Genomic DNA, 17,705 nt, shown 5'->3' with positions numbered 1-17,705 from the left:
ATTTGTCCTATGAATTATTTGGAAGCTTTAAGCAGAAGATATTCTGTGAAGAAATTTAACCATGAGATCATTCCTCAGGAAATCCTGCATAATATTCTTGAATCAGGAAAACTGTCGGCCAGCTCACTGGGACTTCAACCTTACAAAATCTTTGTTGTTGAAAGTGAAGAAATGAAGCAGAAGTTAATTCCTGCTTTCTATAATCCTTCTCAAATTTCTACGTGCTCCCATCTCATTGTGATCATTTCAAAGAAAACCATTGAGGAAAACTATATCCGGGGATACTTCAGTCATATTTCTGAAGTAAGGGAAACTCCGTTGGAAAATCTCGATCTTTTTAAAAAAAGCATTACCCAGCATATCAGCCAGAAAACACAGGATGAAATTTTCACGTGGGCAGAAAAACAATCTTATATAGTACTGGCCAATCTGATGTATGCCGCCGCTATCGAGAATATTGACTCATGCCCTATGGAAGGCTTCCGGCAGGATGTGATAGAAGAAGTTCTGAATATCAATCCCGAAACCGAAAAAGTAACCGTTACCCTCGCTTTAGGGTACCGTTCCGAGGAAGATCACTTCCAACACATGAAAAAAGTACGAAAACCAAACGAAAAATTGTTTAAATTTATTTGATATTAAACGATTGTACCTAAAGCAAGCATATGATAAAAGCGGATGTATTAGTAATTGGTTCCGGTATCTCGGGACTTTCTTATGCCATAAAAGTTTCTGAACAGTTTCCTGATGCCAAGATCATCATCGTAACCAAATCTGACGAAGACGAAAGCAATACGAAATATGCACAGGGCGGACTGGCCGTGGTCACCGATTTCAAAAACGATAATTTCGACAAACATATTGAGGACACCATGCGTGCCGGAGACGGTGAAAACAAACGCGATGTGGTGGAAATGGTAGTAAAGGAAGCCCCTGCAAGATTTAATGAAATTGTAGAATGGGGCGCCAACTTCGACATGAAAAACGGAAAATTTGCGTTAGGAAGAGAAGGCGGCCACACGGAAAACCGCATTGTACACCACAAAGACATCACCGGCTTTGAAATTGAAAGAGCACTGCTTGAAACAGCCAATAGCAGTCCTAATATTGAGATACTTGATCATCATTACGTTATAGACATCATCACCCAGCACCACGTTCCGGGAAAAGAACTGAACGAAGGTGATATTCACTGCTACGGAGCCTACATTCTGGACGAAAAGTCAAGAAAAATCAAGAAAATCACATCAAAGATCACTTTGGTGGCTACCGGAGGGGCCGGACATGTTTACAAAAATACAACCAACCCTACCATTGCCACCGGTGACGGAATTGCTTTTGTAGCCCGTGCCAAAGGAAAGGTTTCCAACATGCAGTATTATCAGTTTCACCCAACCGCACTTTACAGCAAGATTGACGGCATGCTTTTCCTGATTTCAGAGGCGGTGCGTGGAGACGGCGCTAAATTAAGAACCAAAAAAGGCGAAAAATTTATGCATAAATATGATGAGCGTGAAGAACTGGCCTCCAGAGACATCGTGGCAAGAGCCATTGACAATGAAATGAAAATTTCCGGGGACGAATATGTAGGTCTGGACTGCCGCGAAATGGATCATGAAAAATTCCTTGAACACTTCCCGAATATTTATAAAAAATGTAAAGATGAAGGAATAGACCCTTTCACACAGCTTATTCCTGTTGTTCCTGCCTGCCACTATCTGATGGGCGGAATTGAAGTAGACCGAGACGGGCAATCTTCCATAAGAAACCTTTTTGCTGTAGGTGAATGTACCAATTCAGGCCTTCACGGAGCCAATAGACTGGCTTCAAATTCTTTACTTGAAGGTTTAGTTTTCGGGCACAATGCCGCTATGAAAACAGTAAAACTGCTGAATGAAAACAACTTCAATTTCGATGATCTGAAAGCAGTACCGGAATGGGACGAAGAAGGTATGAAAATCATGGATGAAATGGTTATCGTAAGCTATCTCAGAAAACAGCTTCAGGAAATGATGAGTGACCTGGTAGGTATCGTGAGAAGCAACAGACGTTTAAATATGGCACTCCAGAAACATCAGGAGATTGCCGCTGCTGTGGATGAAATTTACCGTTACTCCATTCTTTCCCCTCAGTTATCAGAACTAAGAAACCTGACCACCGTTGCCCATCTTATCATTACCGAATCTATGGAAATGAAAGAAAATAAAGGAGCATTTTACAATAAAGATCTAGCCTAAACAAAATAGTATAATGAAAAAGCCCAGCTACGTTACCGATAAAGCATTAAAAACATTTATTAAAAACGCTCTTGAAGAAGACATTCAGGATGGCGACCACTCCACTCTTTCCACCATTCCTCAGGATCTTGAACAAAGCGCCAAGCTTTTAGTAAAACAGGATTGTATCTTAGCAGGGGTAGAGCTGGCAGAAATTATTTTTAAAACTTTTGATAAAAACCTGAAGGTTGAAACCTTCATCAAAGACGGAGCTGCCGCAAAAGTAGGAGATGTCGCCCTTATTGTAACCGGAAGCGCAAGGTCTATCCTTTCCACCGAAAGATTGATCCTGAACTGCATGCAGCGAATGAGCGGAATTGCCACTTTAACTCACGAGTGGGACTCAAGACTGGTGGGAACAAAAACCAAACTTTTAGACACCAGAAAAACAACGCCTAATTTCAGAATATGTGAAAAATGGGCAGTAGCCATAGGCGGAGGAACCAATCACAGATATGGATTATATGATATGATCATGCTGAAAGACAATCATATTGACTACAACGGAAGCATTACCAATGCTGTAAAAATGGCTAAAGACTATATCAAAACCCATAAGAAAAAATTAAAAATTGAGGTAGAAACAAGAAATCTTGACGAAGTTCAGGAAGCTATCAAAGCAAAAGTTGACAGAATCATGCTTGACAATATGGATGTTCCAACGATGAGACAGGCCGTAGAAATGATCAATGGATTATGTGAATCTGAAGCATCAGGTGGAATTACCCGTGATATGTTAAAAGAAATAGCCTCTACAGGAGTTACCTTTATCTCCGCCGGAGCCCTTACTCACTCGGCTGAGAATATCGATTTGAGTCTCAAAGCCGTGAAATAGCGTTGTATTTTTAATAAAAAGAGCCCCTGTTTGTTAAAAATTCAACAATATGATTTTTTTCATATAGAAATTCAACTTTTGTCCATAATACTGAAAATCAACAACATAAAGCTTATTAAGATTTAGTAAAAATTAACATTGAGTTAATAATAGTTAAAATTTATTTTGCGAATTTTGCAGAAAATTAAATCTAATTATTACTAACGATTATGAAATTAATCAACAAATCGATGCTGTCTGCAGTAATCACACTTTCTACAGCCAGTGTCTATTATGCTCAACAAGTTCAGGACACCGCAAAAGCGAAGTCTAATGACATTGAACAAGTTGTATTAACTGGTGTTGCCGATATCGCTAAAGATAGAAAAACTCCGGTAGCAGTTTCAACAATTAAAGAAGCTCAGATTGTTGAAAGATTAGGAAATCAGGAATTCCCTGAAATCTTAAACACAACCCCGTCTATTTATGCAACTAAAGGAGGCGGTGGATTTGGAGACGGTAGAGTTAATGTTCGTGGATTTGATATGAACAACACTGCTGTAATGATAAACGGTGTCCCTGTAAATGACATGGAATCCGGATCTGTTTACTGGTCAAACTGGGCAGGACTATCTGACGTAACTTCTGCAATGCAAGTACAAAGAGGTCTTGGATCTTCTAAATTAGCAATCGCATCTATTGGAGGTACTATTAACGTACTAACAAGAGCGGCGGACAAAAAAAGAGAAGGTAACGTTACTGTAGGACTTGGTAATGATGGATATCTTAAAACTTTATTTTCATACAATACAGGTAAGTCAGCAAAAGGATGGTCTTCTTCGTTCTTAATGTCAAGAACAGCAGGAGCAATGTATGTTGATGGAACTGATTTTGAATCATATAACTATTATTTCGCTTTAGGTTACCAACCTAATAAAAAGCATGATTTCCAGTTTACTTTTACAGGTGCTCCTCAATGGCACATGCAAAACTATCAGAGTAGAATTTCCGATTTCATTAAATATGGTGAAAACGGAGAACCTAACAGAAGATATAATCCAAACTGGGGATATTTAAAAGGAGATGTTTACTCTCAATCCGTTAACTTTTACAGCAAACCTGTAGCATCTGTTAACTGGGATTGGAATATCTCAGAAAAATCTAAGTTATCCACTGTATTATATGCTTCTTGGGGAAGAGGTGGAGGAACAGGTTTCCTAGGAGGTATTAATGGTAATAATATCAACAGTGCAAAACTTAAAAATGACCAGGGACAAATCAGATTTGATGATATCTATGCATGGAACCAAGGAGCAGCCATCCCAGATTTCTCAAACGCTGCCGGTACAGCAGCTCCTGCTAATCCAAATCCGGGAATTGCCACCAGAACTAGTGGTCTTGTAAGAAGATCACATATTAATTCTCATGACTGGTATGGTTTCTTAACTAACTTCCAACATAAAATTAATTCTAACTGGAGCTTCTCTGCAGGTTTAGACGGAAGATATTATTATGGTTACCACCCGGGTCTTATCTCAGGAATGTTAGGGAATTCAGAATATCGTGAAAACAGTAACCTGAATGCAGCACCATACTACTCTGTTACACAATCTTACGAGCCTAAGCCTTCTGCTAATCCTTTTGTAAAAGCAATCAAAGATAATTCACAGATTGCCAGCAGAAACTTTAACGGAGAAGTAATGTGGTTAGGAACTTTTGGACAGTTGGAATACTCAAACGATGCCATTTCAGCATTTCTACAAGGGTCACTTTCCAATCAGCAGTTCCAGAGAATTGACAATTGGGTTATAGACGGTGTTACCAAACAACAAAATCAGGTAGTTAATACTAAAACCGGATTTAAAGGAATTTGGGGATACAATGTTAAAGCTGGTATCAACTATAATATCAATGAGCAGCATAACGTTTTTGCCAATATGGGTTATTATTCTAAACAGCCTAATAACTATGCGGTATATCCAAATAATCAACAGGTATTAAATTCTAATCTACAGAACGAAAAAATTGCTTCTGCAGAGTTAGGATACGGATTCAGAAGTTCTGCTTTCAGAGCTAATGTTAACCTGTATTACACTTCATGGAAAGACAGATTCCAAAGAGTTACCAATGTTAATATTAATACTCCTACCCCATCAAATCCAAATAACCAAACCAGAGCTTATGTAAACTTATTAGGTGTACAGGAAGTTCACATGGGGGCAGAATTCGAAGCATTCTATAAAGTTACAGATTACTTAGAATTAAACGGTATGTTCTCAATAGGTAACTGGAAATACAAAAACAATCCTGTTGGAGAATTATTCGATGATAATAACGTTGCTATAACTGATCCTAAAACTAACAGTAACTCAGTACAGCTGGCGTTAGATGGTATTAAAGTTTCTGATGCAGCACAAACAACTGCAGCTTTAGGATTTACTTTAAAACCAGTAAAACAACTTAGCGTTTTCAGTACTTGGAGATATGCTGATAATTTATACGGAACATTTAACATTGACCAAAATTTCATCATCAATAATGGCGTAATTCCAAAAGCAGCTGAAAAAGGAGCTTTAAAGATGCCTAGCTATAATCTTTTTGATTTAGGTGTATCTTATTCTTTCAACCTGAATAACGGAAACAGACTTATTGTAACGGGTAATGTTTATAACCTGTTTGATACTACTTATATCTCTGATGGTAAGTCTTCAAATCATGTTAAAGATGTTGCTGATTTCAAAACATCTACTAATACTGATCAGCAGGCACAGCAACTATATAATGCTTACATCAACAATCCAGCAAACTTCTACAAAGGTTTGGATACTTCTAACCAAGTATTCTTTGGATTCGGAAGAACATGGTCTGCATCAATCTCATATAGATTCTAATATTATAGATTTTATACCTATCAAATCCCGGCTTTTCGCCGGGATTTTTGTTATATTTGTGTACAAAAAAAATTGATTATGGATTTTTACAAAATTTTACTTAATGCCCACAAAGGATTCGGGTATCTTGAGCTTCTTTTAGTAGCATTATTTATTATTGCGCTTTTAGCAACCATGTTCGGCTTCAGCGGCAAAGTGAACAAATTTTTGAAGAAGACCACGCTCTTTACAATGATCTTCTTCCACATCCAGTTCCTTTTGGGAATCATTATGTTGGTGATCAACTTTACTAAAGGAATGGATATGGGATCTGTGATGAAAAATGCAGATTTAAGATTTCAATATGTAGAACATCCATTTTCTATGCTTATTGCGGCCGTATTGATGACCATCATCAACAAAAAAGTAAAATCCAACGATACCATTTCTTTAGGAATTGTAATCATGGGGCTTATAGCGGCAGGTTTATTTGCATTCGCATTCCCTTGGACAAGAGTCTTTGGGGCTTAAAAACATAAAAATAAGTTATCATTTATGAGTTAACTTTTTAAATAGTTTAATCTTTAAATTTTTAATTAAATCAATGAAAGTAGCTGTAGTAGGTTCAACAGGAATGGTTGGACAAGTTATGCTTAAAGTTTTGGAGGAGAGAAACTTCCCTGTAACAGAATTAATTCCGGTAGCATCCGAAAAATCTGTAGGTAAAAAGGTGAAGTATAAACAGAAGGAATTTACGATTGTAAGCATGAAGGACGCTATAGCTGCCAAACCTGATATTGCTATTTTCTCTGCAGGAGGTTCTACTTCCCTGGAATTCGCTCCTCTTTTTGCAGAAGTCGGAACAACGGTTATCGACAATTCTTCAGCCTGGAGAATGGATCCGGATAAAAAACTGATCGTTCCGGAAATCAATGCCCATGTTTTAACCAAAGAAGACAAGATCATTGCCAACCCGAACTGTTCAACCATTCAGCTCGTAATGGTTTTAGGACCTTTGAATAAAAAATATGATCTTAAAAGAGTAGTCGTTTCCACCTATCAATCGGTAACAGGAACCGGTAAAGCTGCTGTAGACCAGCTGAACTCAGAGATCAGCGGAGATGACTCCGTAACCAAAGTATATCCTTATCAGATCTTCAAAAATGCTCTTCCTCACTGTGATGTATTCAGTGATGATGACTATACAAAAGAAGAGATCAAGCTGATGAAAGAACCTAAGAAAATTTTAGGGGATGACACCTTCAACCTAACAGCGACAGCTGTTAGAGTTCCGGTACAGGGAGGCCACTCAGAAAGTGTGAACATTGAATTTGAAAATGAGTTCGACCTCAACGAAGTAAGAAAAATCTTATCCGAAACCCCGGGCGTAGTAGTAATGGATAACGTAAAAAACAACGAATATCCAATGCCGCTGTATTCCGAAGGGAAAGACGAAGTTTTCGTCGGCAGGATAAGACGCGATCTTTCACAGCCCAAAACGCTCAACCTCTGGATCGTAGCAGACAATCTGCGAAAAGGAGCCGCAACGAACGCTGTACAGATTGCAGAATACTTAGCAGCCAACAACTTAGTTTAAACTAACAAAATAAAAAAGGGTCTCAAAATTGAGATTCTTTTTTTTATCAAACCTATGGACAAAAAAAAGAAAAACAATAAAGATAAAATAGGCTTTCAAAAATGGATTGCCGGTTTTGGAGTCATTCTTTTCATCGGAAAGATCATCGCCTGGAAACTCACCAATTCAGATGCTGTGTTTTCAGATGCCATGGAAAGTATCGTAAATGTAATCAGTGCATTTATGGGCCTCTACTCTCTTTATCTTGCTGCAAAACCCAAAGACGAAGACCATCCTTACGGCCATGGAAAGGTAGAGTTTGTCACATCCGGTATAGAAGGGGCCCTGATTGCCATTGCAGGAATCATGATTATTTATGAAGGTGCTCACAGTCTTATCGTCGGAAAAACTCTTGACAAGCTGGATCTGGGCATATGGATTATAGCAGCAACGGCTATTGTTAACTATCTTCTTGGCTATATTTCCATTAAAAAAGGTCAGGCAGAGAATTCACTGGTGCTTGTTTCTTCCGGAAAGCACCTTCAATCTGATACCATAACCACTCTTGGCGTAGTAGTCAGTTTAGTCGTTGTATATTTTACTAAAATCTATTGGCTGGATTCAGCGGTAGCCCTTGTTTTTGGAGCTTACATTATTTTTGTAGGCTATAAAATTGTAAGAAAATCCTTAAGCGGGATTATGGATGAACAGGATCCGGAACTTCTTAATCAGATCATCAGGGTTTTGGAAGATAACAGGAAAACAGAATGGATTGATGTTCACAACATGAAAATCCAGCAATTCGGGGCCTCCCTTCATATTGATGCTCATATTACTTTACCCTGGTATTATAGCCTCCGCGATGCCCATAACGAGATGGAAAAAATGATTGTCCTTCTTGCCCAAAATATCAAAAGAAATATCGAATTCAATTTCCATATGGATGATTGTAAAACCATCTCATGCCCGGTCTGCCAGATCAAAGACTGTCCGGTCCGCGAAAAAGACTTTGTAAAAAGAGTTAAATGGACTCCTGAAAATGTAACAAGTGTTGATAAGCATTCAGTAGAGTAATAACTGGTACCATATTCACTTGTTTAACCTGAATCGGGTTAAGGAATTAAAGGCTGGAAGAGGGAAGTCGCTTTTAGTTATAAATACTGAAAACATCTGTAAAATCAAATTAGCTAAAAAAGATGGCAATCTATTATTGATGACCTTCAGAACCTCCCTCTTCCATCATCTGGCTTCAAACTTTCATCAATTAGATATTCTTATTCTGAACTAAGGTTATTTACGTTCTTTTTCAGCTTTCTTTTCCCATAAGCATCTGTCTTCTGTAGTAAAATACAGGGACAATCAGTAGCAATGTTAGAGGCTGAATGACGAACCTTCTCATATAAAAGGAGAAAAGGTATCCGATATCGAAACGATCATAGATACAGTAAAGGTAGATTGGAAGGGTAATCACAAAAATAATCGTGATCAGAAGGGCTCCCTGTATTGTCCAATCGCGTTTTTTAAACAGACACTGAATAATCAGGCAGGAAAAAAGCAGATTCAGCAAAAATCTGAAAAGATGTGATATGAGCAGCTTCCCCCATTCAAACTGTGGAAATTCAATATTTTTATTGGCTTCATGAAAATAGTCCAGAAAAGGATCATAGAAAATCTGTCCTTCAAGCAACCTCACCCCTGCAAGGCCGTAGATTCCCACTACTACCAATAGCCAGCTAAGAATTTTCATGTTTTAAAGCAAAAAATTTGATCCATATCAGCCAAAGAAGCACTACCGTCCCATAAATAATTGCAGGGAAAACAAAATCATGGAACATTTTTCCGTATTCAGCATGATCGGTCATCACAATATTCAGGGCAGCAATCCTTATGAGATTCATTACATACAACAAAGCGAGGCCTGCAAGAGCAAATACAAACGTTTTTGCCCCCTTATAAAAAGCAAATACAAAAGCAGCAAATAAAATCATTACAGAAACGGCATTACAGCCTTCCACCATTCTGGTCGCATAATCCTTCTTTACATAAAACCAGACCTGCTCATTTTTGATATCATCATAAAGACGTGTTGGATAGCCCAGCGCATTCTGGATACTGCTTACCTGTCCGGCAATCATTCTTGAAAAAAGATCAAGCCCCTCTCCTTTTCCGCTGTTCAGATAAAACTGATATGCAAAAAGCAGCACCATATAGATGATGATGAACCTCAGCAGAATATGTAAAACAGGCTTAAAATCCTTTAGCATACTGCAAAGATAAAAATTAGGGTGAAAATGAAGGAGAAAAGTTAAGGTTTTGGGGATGAAACATCAAAGCAGGAAGATGAAAAACACGAGAAGCCTTTAAAACAAGTGAAATCCCAAATCAAACACATACCACTGATAATCTTCACCTTACAATCATCCAAAACCTTCATCCGGCATCTATTCTCTACTCACTGTAAATTAGTATATTTGTTTCCATATTATGACTTCCGAAAACGCAAAACGATTTTTTGAAAATTATCTGGGTGAAACTTCTTCTGAGTTTATTACATTAGCTCAAAGCGGCTCTGCGAGGATGAATTTTCTGGCCGCATCCGGCACCCGGAAATATATTGTAACCGGCAATGAGAATATTCCGGAAAATGAAAGTTTTCTTTATTATTCTGAAATTTTCTCTGAGCTCAACCTTAATACCCCAAAGATATTTGCAATTTCTGATGACAGAAAAATGTATATTCAGCAATATCTTGGGCAAAATACCCTTTCAGAGCTTATTACCAAAGAAGGGCTTTCCCGCCGGATACAATCTCTGGTAAAGCAAACTCTGGAAAAACTTTTCCAGCTTCAGGTTCTTACACAAGGGAAAATAGATTTCGCTAAAACTTTTGAATATGAAAGTTATGATGAACTTCCGGTGATCCACGATCTGTATTACTTTAAAAACTTTGTAGCAGATGTGCTCGAACTGGAGTACAAAAAGTCAGCTTTATTGAAAGAATTCAGAAAAATAGCCACTCTTATTGAAACCCTGGAGCCCAAAGGGATTATGATCCGTGATTTTCAGGCCAGAAATATTATGGTGGATGAAAATGACGGGGTTTCTTTCATTGATTACCAGTCTGCGATGAAAGGACCGTTGATGTATGATGTAATTTCTTTTCTTTTTCAGGCTAAAGCCAATTTTCCGGAAGACTTTAAAAATGAAATGCTTGATTTCTATATTTCACAGTTTGAAAATATGGAAAACCAATCTCAACTAAAAAAATCGGTAAGACCATTACAGATGATGAGATTCCTGCAGGTACTTGGTGCTTATGGATTTAGAGGGCTCATCCAACGGAAACAGCATTTCCTTACTAGTCTGGAAATGGGAATCAGAAATATTGCCCAATTCGCAGAATACTGGGAACAGATGGATGACTTTCCTGAATTGAAAAAAGTGATCAAACAACTCACAACGGAGGAAACAAAATTAAAAATTAATGTCATTTTAAACCATTAAGAGCTTTTAAATGTTAAGATTAATGTTTTCACAGATAATATAATAAAGTCTTAAATTCTTTTATTAACGAACATTATAAAGAGCTCCTGAATAATTTTGATTGATCAAAATCTTAATTTCCCTTAAAACTTAATCAACCTTAATAGTTCAAATAAAATAAAAAAAGAAGAAATGCTACACATCGACATACACAGTTTTTCGTACAAAAAAGGAGGAATTCCTAAAGACAATACCGGAAACGGAGGCGGTTTCACTTTTGATTGCAGAGGAATTCTGAATCCCGGAAGAATTGAAGAATATAAAACGCAGACCGGAAATGATCCCGGCGTTCAGGAATATCTGGAAACCCAAACCGAAATGCCTAAATTCCTTGAGCTGGTAAAAAACATCATTTCCATCAATATCGACAATTATCTGGAAAGAGGATTTGAAAATCTTCAAATCAGTTTCGGATGCACCGGGGGGCAGCACAGATCTGTCTATTCAGCGATCAAAATTGCCGAATTCATCCGCGAAAAATATCCTGAAGGTACAGAAATAAGCCTTCACCATGACGAACAGCACCACCTGAATATCGGTAATCAGTAATGAGCAATAAGTAATTTTACTTACGATTATTCATGACCTATTACCCATCACTTATTACCCATACTATATGAAAGCTCTCATTTTCGCAGCAGGAAAAGGCACAAGACTGAAACCTTTTACAGATCATCATCCAAAAGCTTTGGCTAAAGTAAACGGCATACCACTTTTAGAAAGGAATATCCAATACCTGAAAAGTTTCGGAATTACCGATTTTGTGATTAACATTCATCATTTTGGGGATCAGATTGTTGACTTTTTACATAAAAACAGTAATTTCGGATGCAGCATTGAAATCTCTGATGAAAGAGAAGAGCTGCTGGAAACAGGAGGCGGCTTGATTTTTGCTAGAAAATTCCTCGATCACGGGGAAGATTTTCTGATCATGAATGCTGATATTTTAACGGAAATCAATATCAATGCGCTGGTAGAATACCACAAAAAGATAAAAGATTTTGCTACATTAGCGGTTTCGGACCGTGAAAGTTCGAGAAAACTTCTTTTCAATGATGATATGGTTTTGAGAGGCTGGCTGAATGTACAGACCGGAGAACAGAGACTTGCGGAATTCAACAAAGGTTTCAAAGCTCTTGCCTTCAGCGGCATTCACTGTATCAACCCCGTTATCTTTGAAAAAATAAAAAGAACCGGCAAATTCTCTGTTATGGAAGAGTATCTTGACCTCATGCAAACCGAACATATTCACGGTTTTGTACATGACAGCATCCTGGTGGATGTAGGAAGACCAGAATCTGTAATAGAAGCCGAAAAACATTTTAAATAATTTTGCAATGGAAATAGATGGAACCAGGGATGAGAGTTTAGTAAATCCGGAACTTGATATTAACGAAACAAAACTACACAATAGTCTCAGACAGAAAACCTGGGACGAAACCATTACCAAAGACAGCTGGATGGTTTTCAAAGTAATGGCAGAATTTGTTGATGGCTATGAAAAACTGGCTAAAATAGGCCCGTGTGTATCCATATTCGGTTCTGCAAGATTGAAACCGGAAAGCCCGTATTACGAAATGGCGGTAGAAATTGCTGAAAAGATCACCAAACTGGGCTTCGGAATCATTACCGGAGGCGGACCGGGGATTATGGAAGCAGGAAATAAAGGTGCTTTCAATGCTGAGGGAAGATCCATAGGGCTTAATATTGATCTGCCGTTTGAACAGCATTTTAACCCGTATATCAATAAATCATACTCTATGAACTTTGATTACTTTTTCGTACGAAAAGTAATGTTTGTAAAGTATTCTCAAGGTTTTGTGGTGATGCCGGGCGGTTTTGGAACCCTGGATGAGCTTACGGAAGCAATGACCCTTATTCAGACTAATAAAATAGGAAAGTTCCCTATTGTTCTTGTAGGAAGCAAATTTTGGGACGGTCTGCTGGATTGGTTCAAAGCAACCCTGCTGGAAGAAGGAATGATCGCAGCTGACGATCTTGACCTGTACAGAGTCGTAGACACTGCAGATGAAGCTGTTGCTCACATCAAAGCATTTTATGATAAGTATTCTGTGAATGTTAATTTTTAATTGGCATATTATTTGTGACTTATATAATAAGCAAGTATGATTGTAAATCTATTAATTAAGATGAAAAAACTTTTATATATATCAGGAATTTTAACATTTTTTGTGTTAATGAGTTTTATGTATGTAGACTTTTTCTCTTCAATGACCAAAGTGGATTATATCGACGGAAGCAAAACATTGAAGTTTACCACAAAAATGAATACCAACCATATCTCTGATGCTATTAAAATCAATCCGAACACGGCTGGGTTTGAAGCAGAAGTAAAAAAATATGTGAACAATAATTTTGATGTGTACGTTAATGGGGCTCCGAAAACGATTACCTTCACCGGAAGTCAGGTCAGTGGAGAAACTGTATGGGTATACTTTGAAACCGGAGGCGTTTCAGACATCAATACCTTAAAGATTAAAAACACGATCCTTTTAAGTTCTTTCCCGAAGCAGAACAACGTAGTTAGTGTTTCTTACAAAGGAAGCCAGAAAGTAATGAGTTTCCAGCGGGGCAAGGAAGTGAATGAAGTATCGTTCTAAACAAACAGAACAATTTAAAATATAACCACTGCTGATGCGGTGGTTTTTTTGTGGAGTTGGGATAGATTTCATACTAAAAAAGACCGCAATTGATAACATAAAAACCCTCGCAAGTTGCGAGGGCTGATTTTTGTGTACTATACGAAAGGATTCGTGCAGGAGCAGGGAATTTTCTAACAATTAATTTTCATAACATTTCCATTTATGAATGATAACAGTATCTTTTTTATGAATATTAAAAGTCAGTTCTCCTCTCTTTTTGACAACTGTATCTCCAATTTCTATTTCATCCGCATATAAGTTCCACCATCTGTTACTTGTTTCCGAAACTTTAAGATCATGTGTGACCGGATCATATCCTTTGATTTTAAACCAAACAGAATTAGTTGGGGCTATATCTACAACAACATTACACTCTTCTTGAGAAATCATCTCAGTATATTTTGAACAGTCAACTTTCTTACAAGAACAGAATAGAAAAAATATAAAAATATAAGTTAATGATATTTTCATGAGCATCTTTATATGAAATTAATCAAATTGAGGGGTAAAGCCGTAATACATCTTACTAAGATTATATGTATTAGTATCGGCCCTTGCCCCACCATATCCCAATTTAAGGCTTATACTTGTAGTTGCTGTTCCAGAAGGAGAAAAATCACCATATTCATTAGAACTTCTACTATGTTCAACACCTATCCCATAAGCACCAGAGTAAGCCTTAGAATTACCAACCATACCACCAAAAACATCTTTGAAATTTTTACCATCGGAAGTTTTTCCATAAGCATTCATAAAATTAATTTGCGTTCCTATTCCTATACTAGGTATATTTTGTGTTCCATATGTTCCAAAAAAATTAACTGTTCCAGAACCTAAATTATAGGCCATAGTTACACTTCCCGTAAAATTTGCCAGGCTTCCTCCTAGGGTAAAGCCTACTGCATAACGGCCCCAAAAATCATTTTCAGCTTCTCCTAAACGCCTACGAGAATCTTCTAAGTTTCTTTCAGCTATAGCTTTTTTTGAATATAAAACTATTTCACCCACATCAGTAACTCTTCCATTAGCAATAGCTTTTCCTTCCCCTTCCGCAGAATCGGCATAAATCCATCCATCTGCGGCATAATATAGATCTCCATCCTGCCAGGTTTCACCCACATACGTCCCATTTATACCTTTGTCATCTAAGTCTTGCTGACTTCTTATATCATCTCTAAACTCCATTTGTCCTAACGAATTTCTAAACCAGTCCTCTTCTGATCTTCCATCTGGATCAATAAACCTGACAGGGTTATTTGCCGCATAATTATAAGGTGAAAATCTTCTAGACTTTTCTGCTAGTGGATCTATTACACCCCATCTTCCCAAGTCAGGCATATAGAATCTTGCGCCATAATCGTACATTCCTGTTTCTGTCTGAAGTTCTTTTCCATTATATTTATATTGGTAGGTCGGATTTCCGTCTAAACTATTATAGCCTATATGTTGTAATCCAAAAGGGTAATAGTTACTTTCTTCAATAACCTCTATTCCGGATTCTCCTCCCATATAACTTAGTCTTATATTTCCAAGATGATCGGTGTAATTGTAAATATACTTATTTTTCCTAAAATCAAAGTAACCTTCTGAAGTTGAAACAAATTGAAGTTCAGAAGGAGGAAACGGACAGTTTATGCATATTACCATATCTGGCTGATATTGGAACCCATCAAGATAATCAATGACCCTTCCACCAATGTTCGAAATAATTTCCTTTCTAACCTTTACTCCATCAGCTCTATAAATATAATTTGAAGAAAAACTAGATTTTCCGGTATTGTTGGAAATGACAGATGGAAGGTTATAGAGGTTATATGTGATTTTAATTTTTTTATCTGTACTTTCAGTCATATTACCATTATTATCATACTTAATGATGCCTCCTAAATATCCCTGAAAATTCGGTACAACATCATTTACTGAAATAAGCTTGTTTCCTTCATATGTATAATTCATATTATTTATAAGAGCCGCAGTAGTGTTTCCATTTAAAGCAGAAGATCTTTTAAGGCTGGTAATATTTCCGTTAAGATCGTAATCCATTTTCTCAAAATATTCTTTTGCAGACGGATTATTGTCCTTTTGATAAAAACCTGCGGATAGCCTATTCAGGTTATCATAAACATAACCATATCTTCTCAAATAGTCATTTGGATCTGTTTTGGTTCTCCAGTCTACTTCGGCAATATTTCCATTGAATCTTGGTTTTACTTTGAGGTTAGGAAAGTCTGTATTAGGGGTTTCCAGTCCTTCTATCTGATTATATTTAATCTTATAACCAAACAGATCATTTCCTAAATTCGTAGGATCATTGATCTGTTTCATCCAGCCCCTGATATTATACTGATAGTTGATGGTCTGTAACGGTGATCCCGCACTAGTTCCCCCAACCTTCTTGGTTTCCAGCTGAGATAGTTCATTATAGCTGTTCTGAGCCAGAATTTCTTCAGGGTTATTATCAATCTGGTGTTTATGAACTAATAACCTGTTCTGATGGTCATACGTGAAATTTTCTGTAATTACTCTTTCAGCGTCGGAACTCAGTCTTTTATGCCTTGTGACCGTTTTCTGAACAATTCCTGTAAAATCCAGCTTAGATTCGCTATGGGTATATCCTTCCAGATGGTTGATAGAATGAGAACCAATAGCTCTTCCTCTGGTATCATAATAATAATAATTCTTAGTCCAGTTATCATCTTCGATATTCTTTAGCAGGCTCATCACAGAAAGTCCATTTGTGCTTTTGCCATTCTGAGAATAGGTATCTGTTAAAACAGGTTCTCCTTCAATAGTGGATGGAAAAGAGGGATTGAAGCTATACTGTGGGTAGCTGTCATAATAATTGACACTCAATACTTTTTTAAGAACATGAAAATAATCATTGGTATATTGCACCTGCATCCCATCCTGAGTGAACCCTCCGGAATGCCTCTTTTCCATAATTAAATTAGGACCTGCCTGAGACTGCATACTACTCCTACTGCCCCCTGCAATGACAGCCGTATAAGCAACCCGGCCATAGGGATCATACTTGGTAAGCAGCCATTCATTTTTCTGCTCTAAGTTAACATCCTGAGTAAGGACTAACCGGTCTGATTTGTCATATACCATATATTCCCAGCCTTTACCCGGAAGTTTCTTTTCTACTAACCGATTCTTAATGTCATAACGGTATTGATAATAGAGATTTTCTACTGTTACGGCTTCTACAGTAGGAGCTGAAGCTAAAGGCGGAATTACGAATACCAATTGATCTGAATCATTATAAACATAATAGGTATCTGCATTTTCTGAAGCATTCAAAACTTTCCTTATCAATACTTTCTGACCATATTTATTTTTAAATGTTATTGTTTCATTTTGATCTTCATCTTTTACAGAGCTTTTATAGAGTTCATTGGGTTGATAATATTGAAGCAATTGTACAGAGTTCAAAAATATCTTATTAATGTTATCCCAAGTAGTAATCACTTCATATTTCCTTACATAATCTCCAGAACTATTTGTATCGTACTGATAATTTACAGGATGTGATGTCCAGTCATTTCCAACCTGAACTTCTTGTAAAACTCTATCTAGAGGTGAACTTTCAAGTATTTTTTCAGAGAAAATTTTCTCACCTCCATAAGCTGAAGAAGATGCGGATAAAGGAGAAGAATAGATAGCTCCATTAGATGTCGCAGATTGTGGTATTGGCAGATAATTTTTCGTCTGTCTTCCAAAGTTATCATATTCAATATGGGTCACAATATCTTTAGTTGTTGGAGAAGCCTTCACGTCTACTATTTGTTTTGGCCTTCCTAAACCATCAAAATACTGTACTACCTGGCTCTGTTTTGCACTTCCGTTTGTAGCAACAACCGGATCAAGGTATTTTCTGGTCTGTATAAAGTTTTCTGTCGTTGTTTGTGAATTAAAAAAACTGACCAACAACAATATCTGTATTAGTATTAATTTTTTCAT

Annotated in this window: 16 protein-coding genes; 12 read left to right on the top strand and 4 right to left on the bottom strand. The window is 37.2% G+C overall.

Annotated features, from left to right (window positions below; all coding sequences use genetic code 11):
- The first annotated feature begins 9 nt into the window (after positions 1-9).
- The 7 genes from FW768_RS16800 to FW768_RS16770 all read left to right on the top strand — a co-directional run bounded on the left by FW768_RS16800 (position 10) and on the right by FW768_RS16770 (position 8,610).
- Positions 10-636, top strand: a complete 627-nt coding sequence (locus tag FW768_RS16800; protein ID WP_153397381.1) for an NAD(P)H-dependent oxidoreductase — start codon at positions 10-12, stop codon at positions 634-636.
- Positions 637-665: 29 nt separating this feature from the next.
- Positions 666-2,237 carry an L-aspartate oxidase gene (gene nadB, locus FW768_RS16795; RefSeq protein ID WP_153397379.1) on the top strand — a complete coding sequence of 524 codons (1,572 nt, stop codon included), beginning with the start codon at positions 666-668 and terminating at the stop codon, positions 2,235-2,237.
- A gap of 13 nt (positions 2,238-2,250) precedes the next feature.
- Positions 2,251-3,111, top strand: coding sequence for a carboxylating nicotinate-nucleotide diphosphorylase (nadC, locus tag FW768_RS16790; RefSeq protein WP_153397377.1), 861 nt, complete (start codon positions 2,251-2,253; stop codon positions 3,109-3,111).
- A 209-nt stretch (positions 3,112-3,320) separates the two neighbouring features.
- The gene (locus FW768_RS16785) at positions 3,321-5,981 is read left to right on the top strand and encodes a TonB-dependent receptor (RefSeq protein ID WP_153397375.1); all 2,661 of its coding nucleotides are present in this window, start codon (positions 3,321-3,323) and stop codon (positions 5,979-5,981) included.
- Positions 5,982-6,059: 78 nt separating this feature from the next.
- Positions 6,060-6,491: a hypothetical protein gene (locus FW768_RS16780; RefSeq protein WP_153397373.1), complete on the top strand. Its 432-nt coding sequence runs from the start codon at positions 6,060-6,062 to the stop codon at positions 6,489-6,491.
- A gap of 73 nt (positions 6,492-6,564) precedes the next feature.
- Positions 6,565-7,557: an aspartate-semialdehyde dehydrogenase gene (locus FW768_RS16775; protein ID WP_153397371.1), complete on the top strand. Its 993-nt coding sequence runs from the start codon at positions 6,565-6,567 to the stop codon at positions 7,555-7,557.
- Positions 7,558-7,611: 54 nt separating this feature from the next.
- Positions 7,612-8,610, top strand: coding sequence for a cation diffusion facilitator family transporter (locus FW768_RS16770; protein WP_153397369.1), 999 nt, complete (start codon positions 7,612-7,614; stop codon positions 8,608-8,610).
- Positions 8,611-8,842: 232 nt separating this feature from the next.
- Here FW768_RS16770 and FW768_RS16765 read toward each other — a convergent pair whose 3' ends face one another.
- Together FW768_RS16765 and xrtF are read right to left on the bottom strand one after the other, a co-directional pair.
- Positions 8,843-9,283 (bottom strand): exosortase F system-associated membrane protein, encoded by a 441-nt coding sequence (locus tag FW768_RS16765; RefSeq protein ID WP_153397367.1) that lies wholly within the window; start codon positions 9,281-9,283, stop codon positions 8,843-8,845.
- A complete protein-coding gene (gene xrtF / locus FW768_RS16760; RefSeq protein WP_153397365.1) occupies positions 9,270-9,800 on the bottom strand; it encodes an exosortase family protein XrtF in 531 nt (176 codons plus the stop codon). Before xrtF ends, FW768_RS16765 begins: the two co-directional genes overlap by 14 nt.
- Positions 9,801-10,020: 220 nt before the next feature.
- Here xrtF and FW768_RS16755 point away from each other — a divergent pair, with 220 nt between their 5' ends.
- The 5 genes from FW768_RS16755 to FW768_RS16735 all read left to right on the top strand — a co-directional run bounded on the left by FW768_RS16755 (position 10,021) and on the right by FW768_RS16735 (position 13,700).
- The gene (locus FW768_RS16755) at positions 10,021-11,040 is read left to right on the top strand and encodes an aminoglycoside phosphotransferase family protein (RefSeq protein WP_153397363.1); all 1,020 of its coding nucleotides are present in this window, start codon (positions 10,021-10,023) and stop codon (positions 11,038-11,040) included.
- Positions 11,041-11,211: 171 nt separating this feature from the next.
- A complete protein-coding gene (locus FW768_RS16750; RefSeq protein WP_153397361.1) occupies positions 11,212-11,628 on the top strand; it encodes a RapZ C-terminal domain-containing protein in 417 nt (138 codons plus the stop codon).
- 67 nt (positions 11,629-11,695) lie between these two features.
- On the top strand, positions 11,696-12,409 hold the full coding sequence (locus FW768_RS16745) for a nucleotidyltransferase family protein (protein ID WP_153397359.1): 714 nt from the start codon (positions 11,696-11,698) through the stop codon (positions 12,407-12,409).
- A 7-nt stretch (positions 12,410-12,416) separates the two neighbouring features.
- A complete protein-coding gene (locus FW768_RS16740; RefSeq protein ID WP_153397357.1) occupies positions 12,417-13,169 on the top strand; it encodes an LOG family protein in 753 nt (250 codons plus the stop codon).
- A gap of 60 nt (positions 13,170-13,229) precedes the next feature.
- The gene (locus FW768_RS16735; protein WP_231128713.1) at positions 13,230-13,700 is read left to right on the top strand and encodes a DUF6702 family protein; all 471 of its coding nucleotides are present in this window, start codon (positions 13,230-13,232) and stop codon (positions 13,698-13,700) included.
- A 180-nt stretch (positions 13,701-13,880) separates the two neighbouring features.
- On the opposite strand, the gene FW768_RS16730 is transcribed toward FW768_RS16735, so the two are convergent.
- Together FW768_RS16730 and FW768_RS16725 are read right to left on the bottom strand one after the other, a co-directional pair.
- Positions 13,881-14,132 carry a hypothetical protein gene (locus FW768_RS16730; protein WP_231128712.1) on the bottom strand — a complete coding sequence of 84 codons (252 nt, stop codon included), beginning with the start codon at positions 14,130-14,132 and terminating at the stop codon, positions 13,881-13,883.
- Between the two features lie 99 nt (positions 14,133-14,231).
- On the bottom strand, positions 14,232-17,705 hold the full coding sequence (locus FW768_RS16725; RefSeq protein ID WP_153397351.1) for a DUF6443 domain-containing protein: 3,474 nt from the start codon (positions 17,703-17,705) through the stop codon (positions 14,232-14,234).

It is taken from the genome of Chryseobacterium vaccae, assembly GCF_009602705.1.
Taxonomy (GTDB): domain Bacteria; phylum Bacteroidota; class Bacteroidia; order Flavobacteriales; family Weeksellaceae; genus Chryseobacterium; species Chryseobacterium vaccae.
Note: the sequence above shows the minus strand (reverse complement) of the source record. Positions and strands in the feature narration are given on the sequence as shown.

What these genes read in the sequence shown, in the direction of transcription:
- FW768_RS16800 (WP_153397381.1), top strand. Translation starts at nt 10, where the DNA reads ATGAATTATTTGGAAGCTTTAAGCAGAAGATATTCTGTGAAGAAATTT.
- nadB (WP_153397379.1), top strand. Translation starts at nt 666, where the DNA reads ATGATAAAAGCGGATGTATTAGTAATTGGTTCCGGTATCTCGGGACTT.
- nadC (WP_153397377.1), top strand. Translation starts at nt 2,251, where the DNA reads ATGAAAAAGCCCAGCTACGTTACCGATAAAGCATTAAAAACATTTATT.
- FW768_RS16785 (WP_153397375.1), top strand. Translation starts at nt 3,321, where the DNA reads ATGAAATTAATCAACAAATCGATGCTGTCTGCAGTAATCACACTTTCT.
- FW768_RS16780 (WP_153397373.1), top strand. Translation starts at nt 6,060, where the DNA reads ATGGATTTTTACAAAATTTTACTTAATGCCCACAAAGGATTCGGGTAT.
- FW768_RS16775 (WP_153397371.1), top strand. Translation starts at nt 6,565, where the DNA reads ATGAAAGTAGCTGTAGTAGGTTCAACAGGAATGGTTGGACAAGTTATG.
- FW768_RS16770 (WP_153397369.1), top strand. Translation starts at nt 7,612, where the DNA reads ATGGACAAAAAAAAGAAAAACAATAAAGATAAAATAGGCTTTCAAAAA.
- FW768_RS16765 (WP_153397367.1), bottom strand. Translation starts at nt 9,283, where the DNA reads ATGAAAATTCTTAGCTGGCTATTGGTAGTAGTGGGAATCTACGGCCTT.
- xrtF (WP_153397365.1), bottom strand. Translation starts at nt 9,800, where the DNA reads ATGCTAAAGGATTTTAAGCCTGTTTTACATATTCTGCTGAGGTTCATC.
- FW768_RS16755 (WP_153397363.1), top strand. Translation starts at nt 10,021, where the DNA reads ATGACTTCCGAAAACGCAAAACGATTTTTTGAAAATTATCTGGGTGAA.
- FW768_RS16750 (WP_153397361.1), top strand. Translation starts at nt 11,212, where the DNA reads ATGCTACACATCGACATACACAGTTTTTCGTACAAAAAAGGAGGAATT.
- FW768_RS16745 (WP_153397359.1), top strand. Translation starts at nt 11,696, where the DNA reads ATGAAAGCTCTCATTTTCGCAGCAGGAAAAGGCACAAGACTGAAACCT.
- FW768_RS16740 (WP_153397357.1), top strand. Translation starts at nt 12,417, where the DNA reads ATGGAAATAGATGGAACCAGGGATGAGAGTTTAGTAAATCCGGAACTT.
- FW768_RS16735 (WP_231128713.1), top strand. Translation starts at nt 13,230, where the DNA reads ATGAAAAAACTTTTATATATATCAGGAATTTTAACATTTTTTGTGTTA.
- FW768_RS16730 (WP_231128712.1), bottom strand. Translation starts at nt 14,132, where the DNA reads ATGATTTCTCAAGAAGAGTGTAATGTTGTTGTAGATATAGCCCCAACT.
- FW768_RS16725 (WP_153397351.1), bottom strand. Translation starts at nt 17,705, where the DNA reads ATGAAAAAATTAATACTAATACAGATATTGTTGTTGGTCAGTTTTTTT.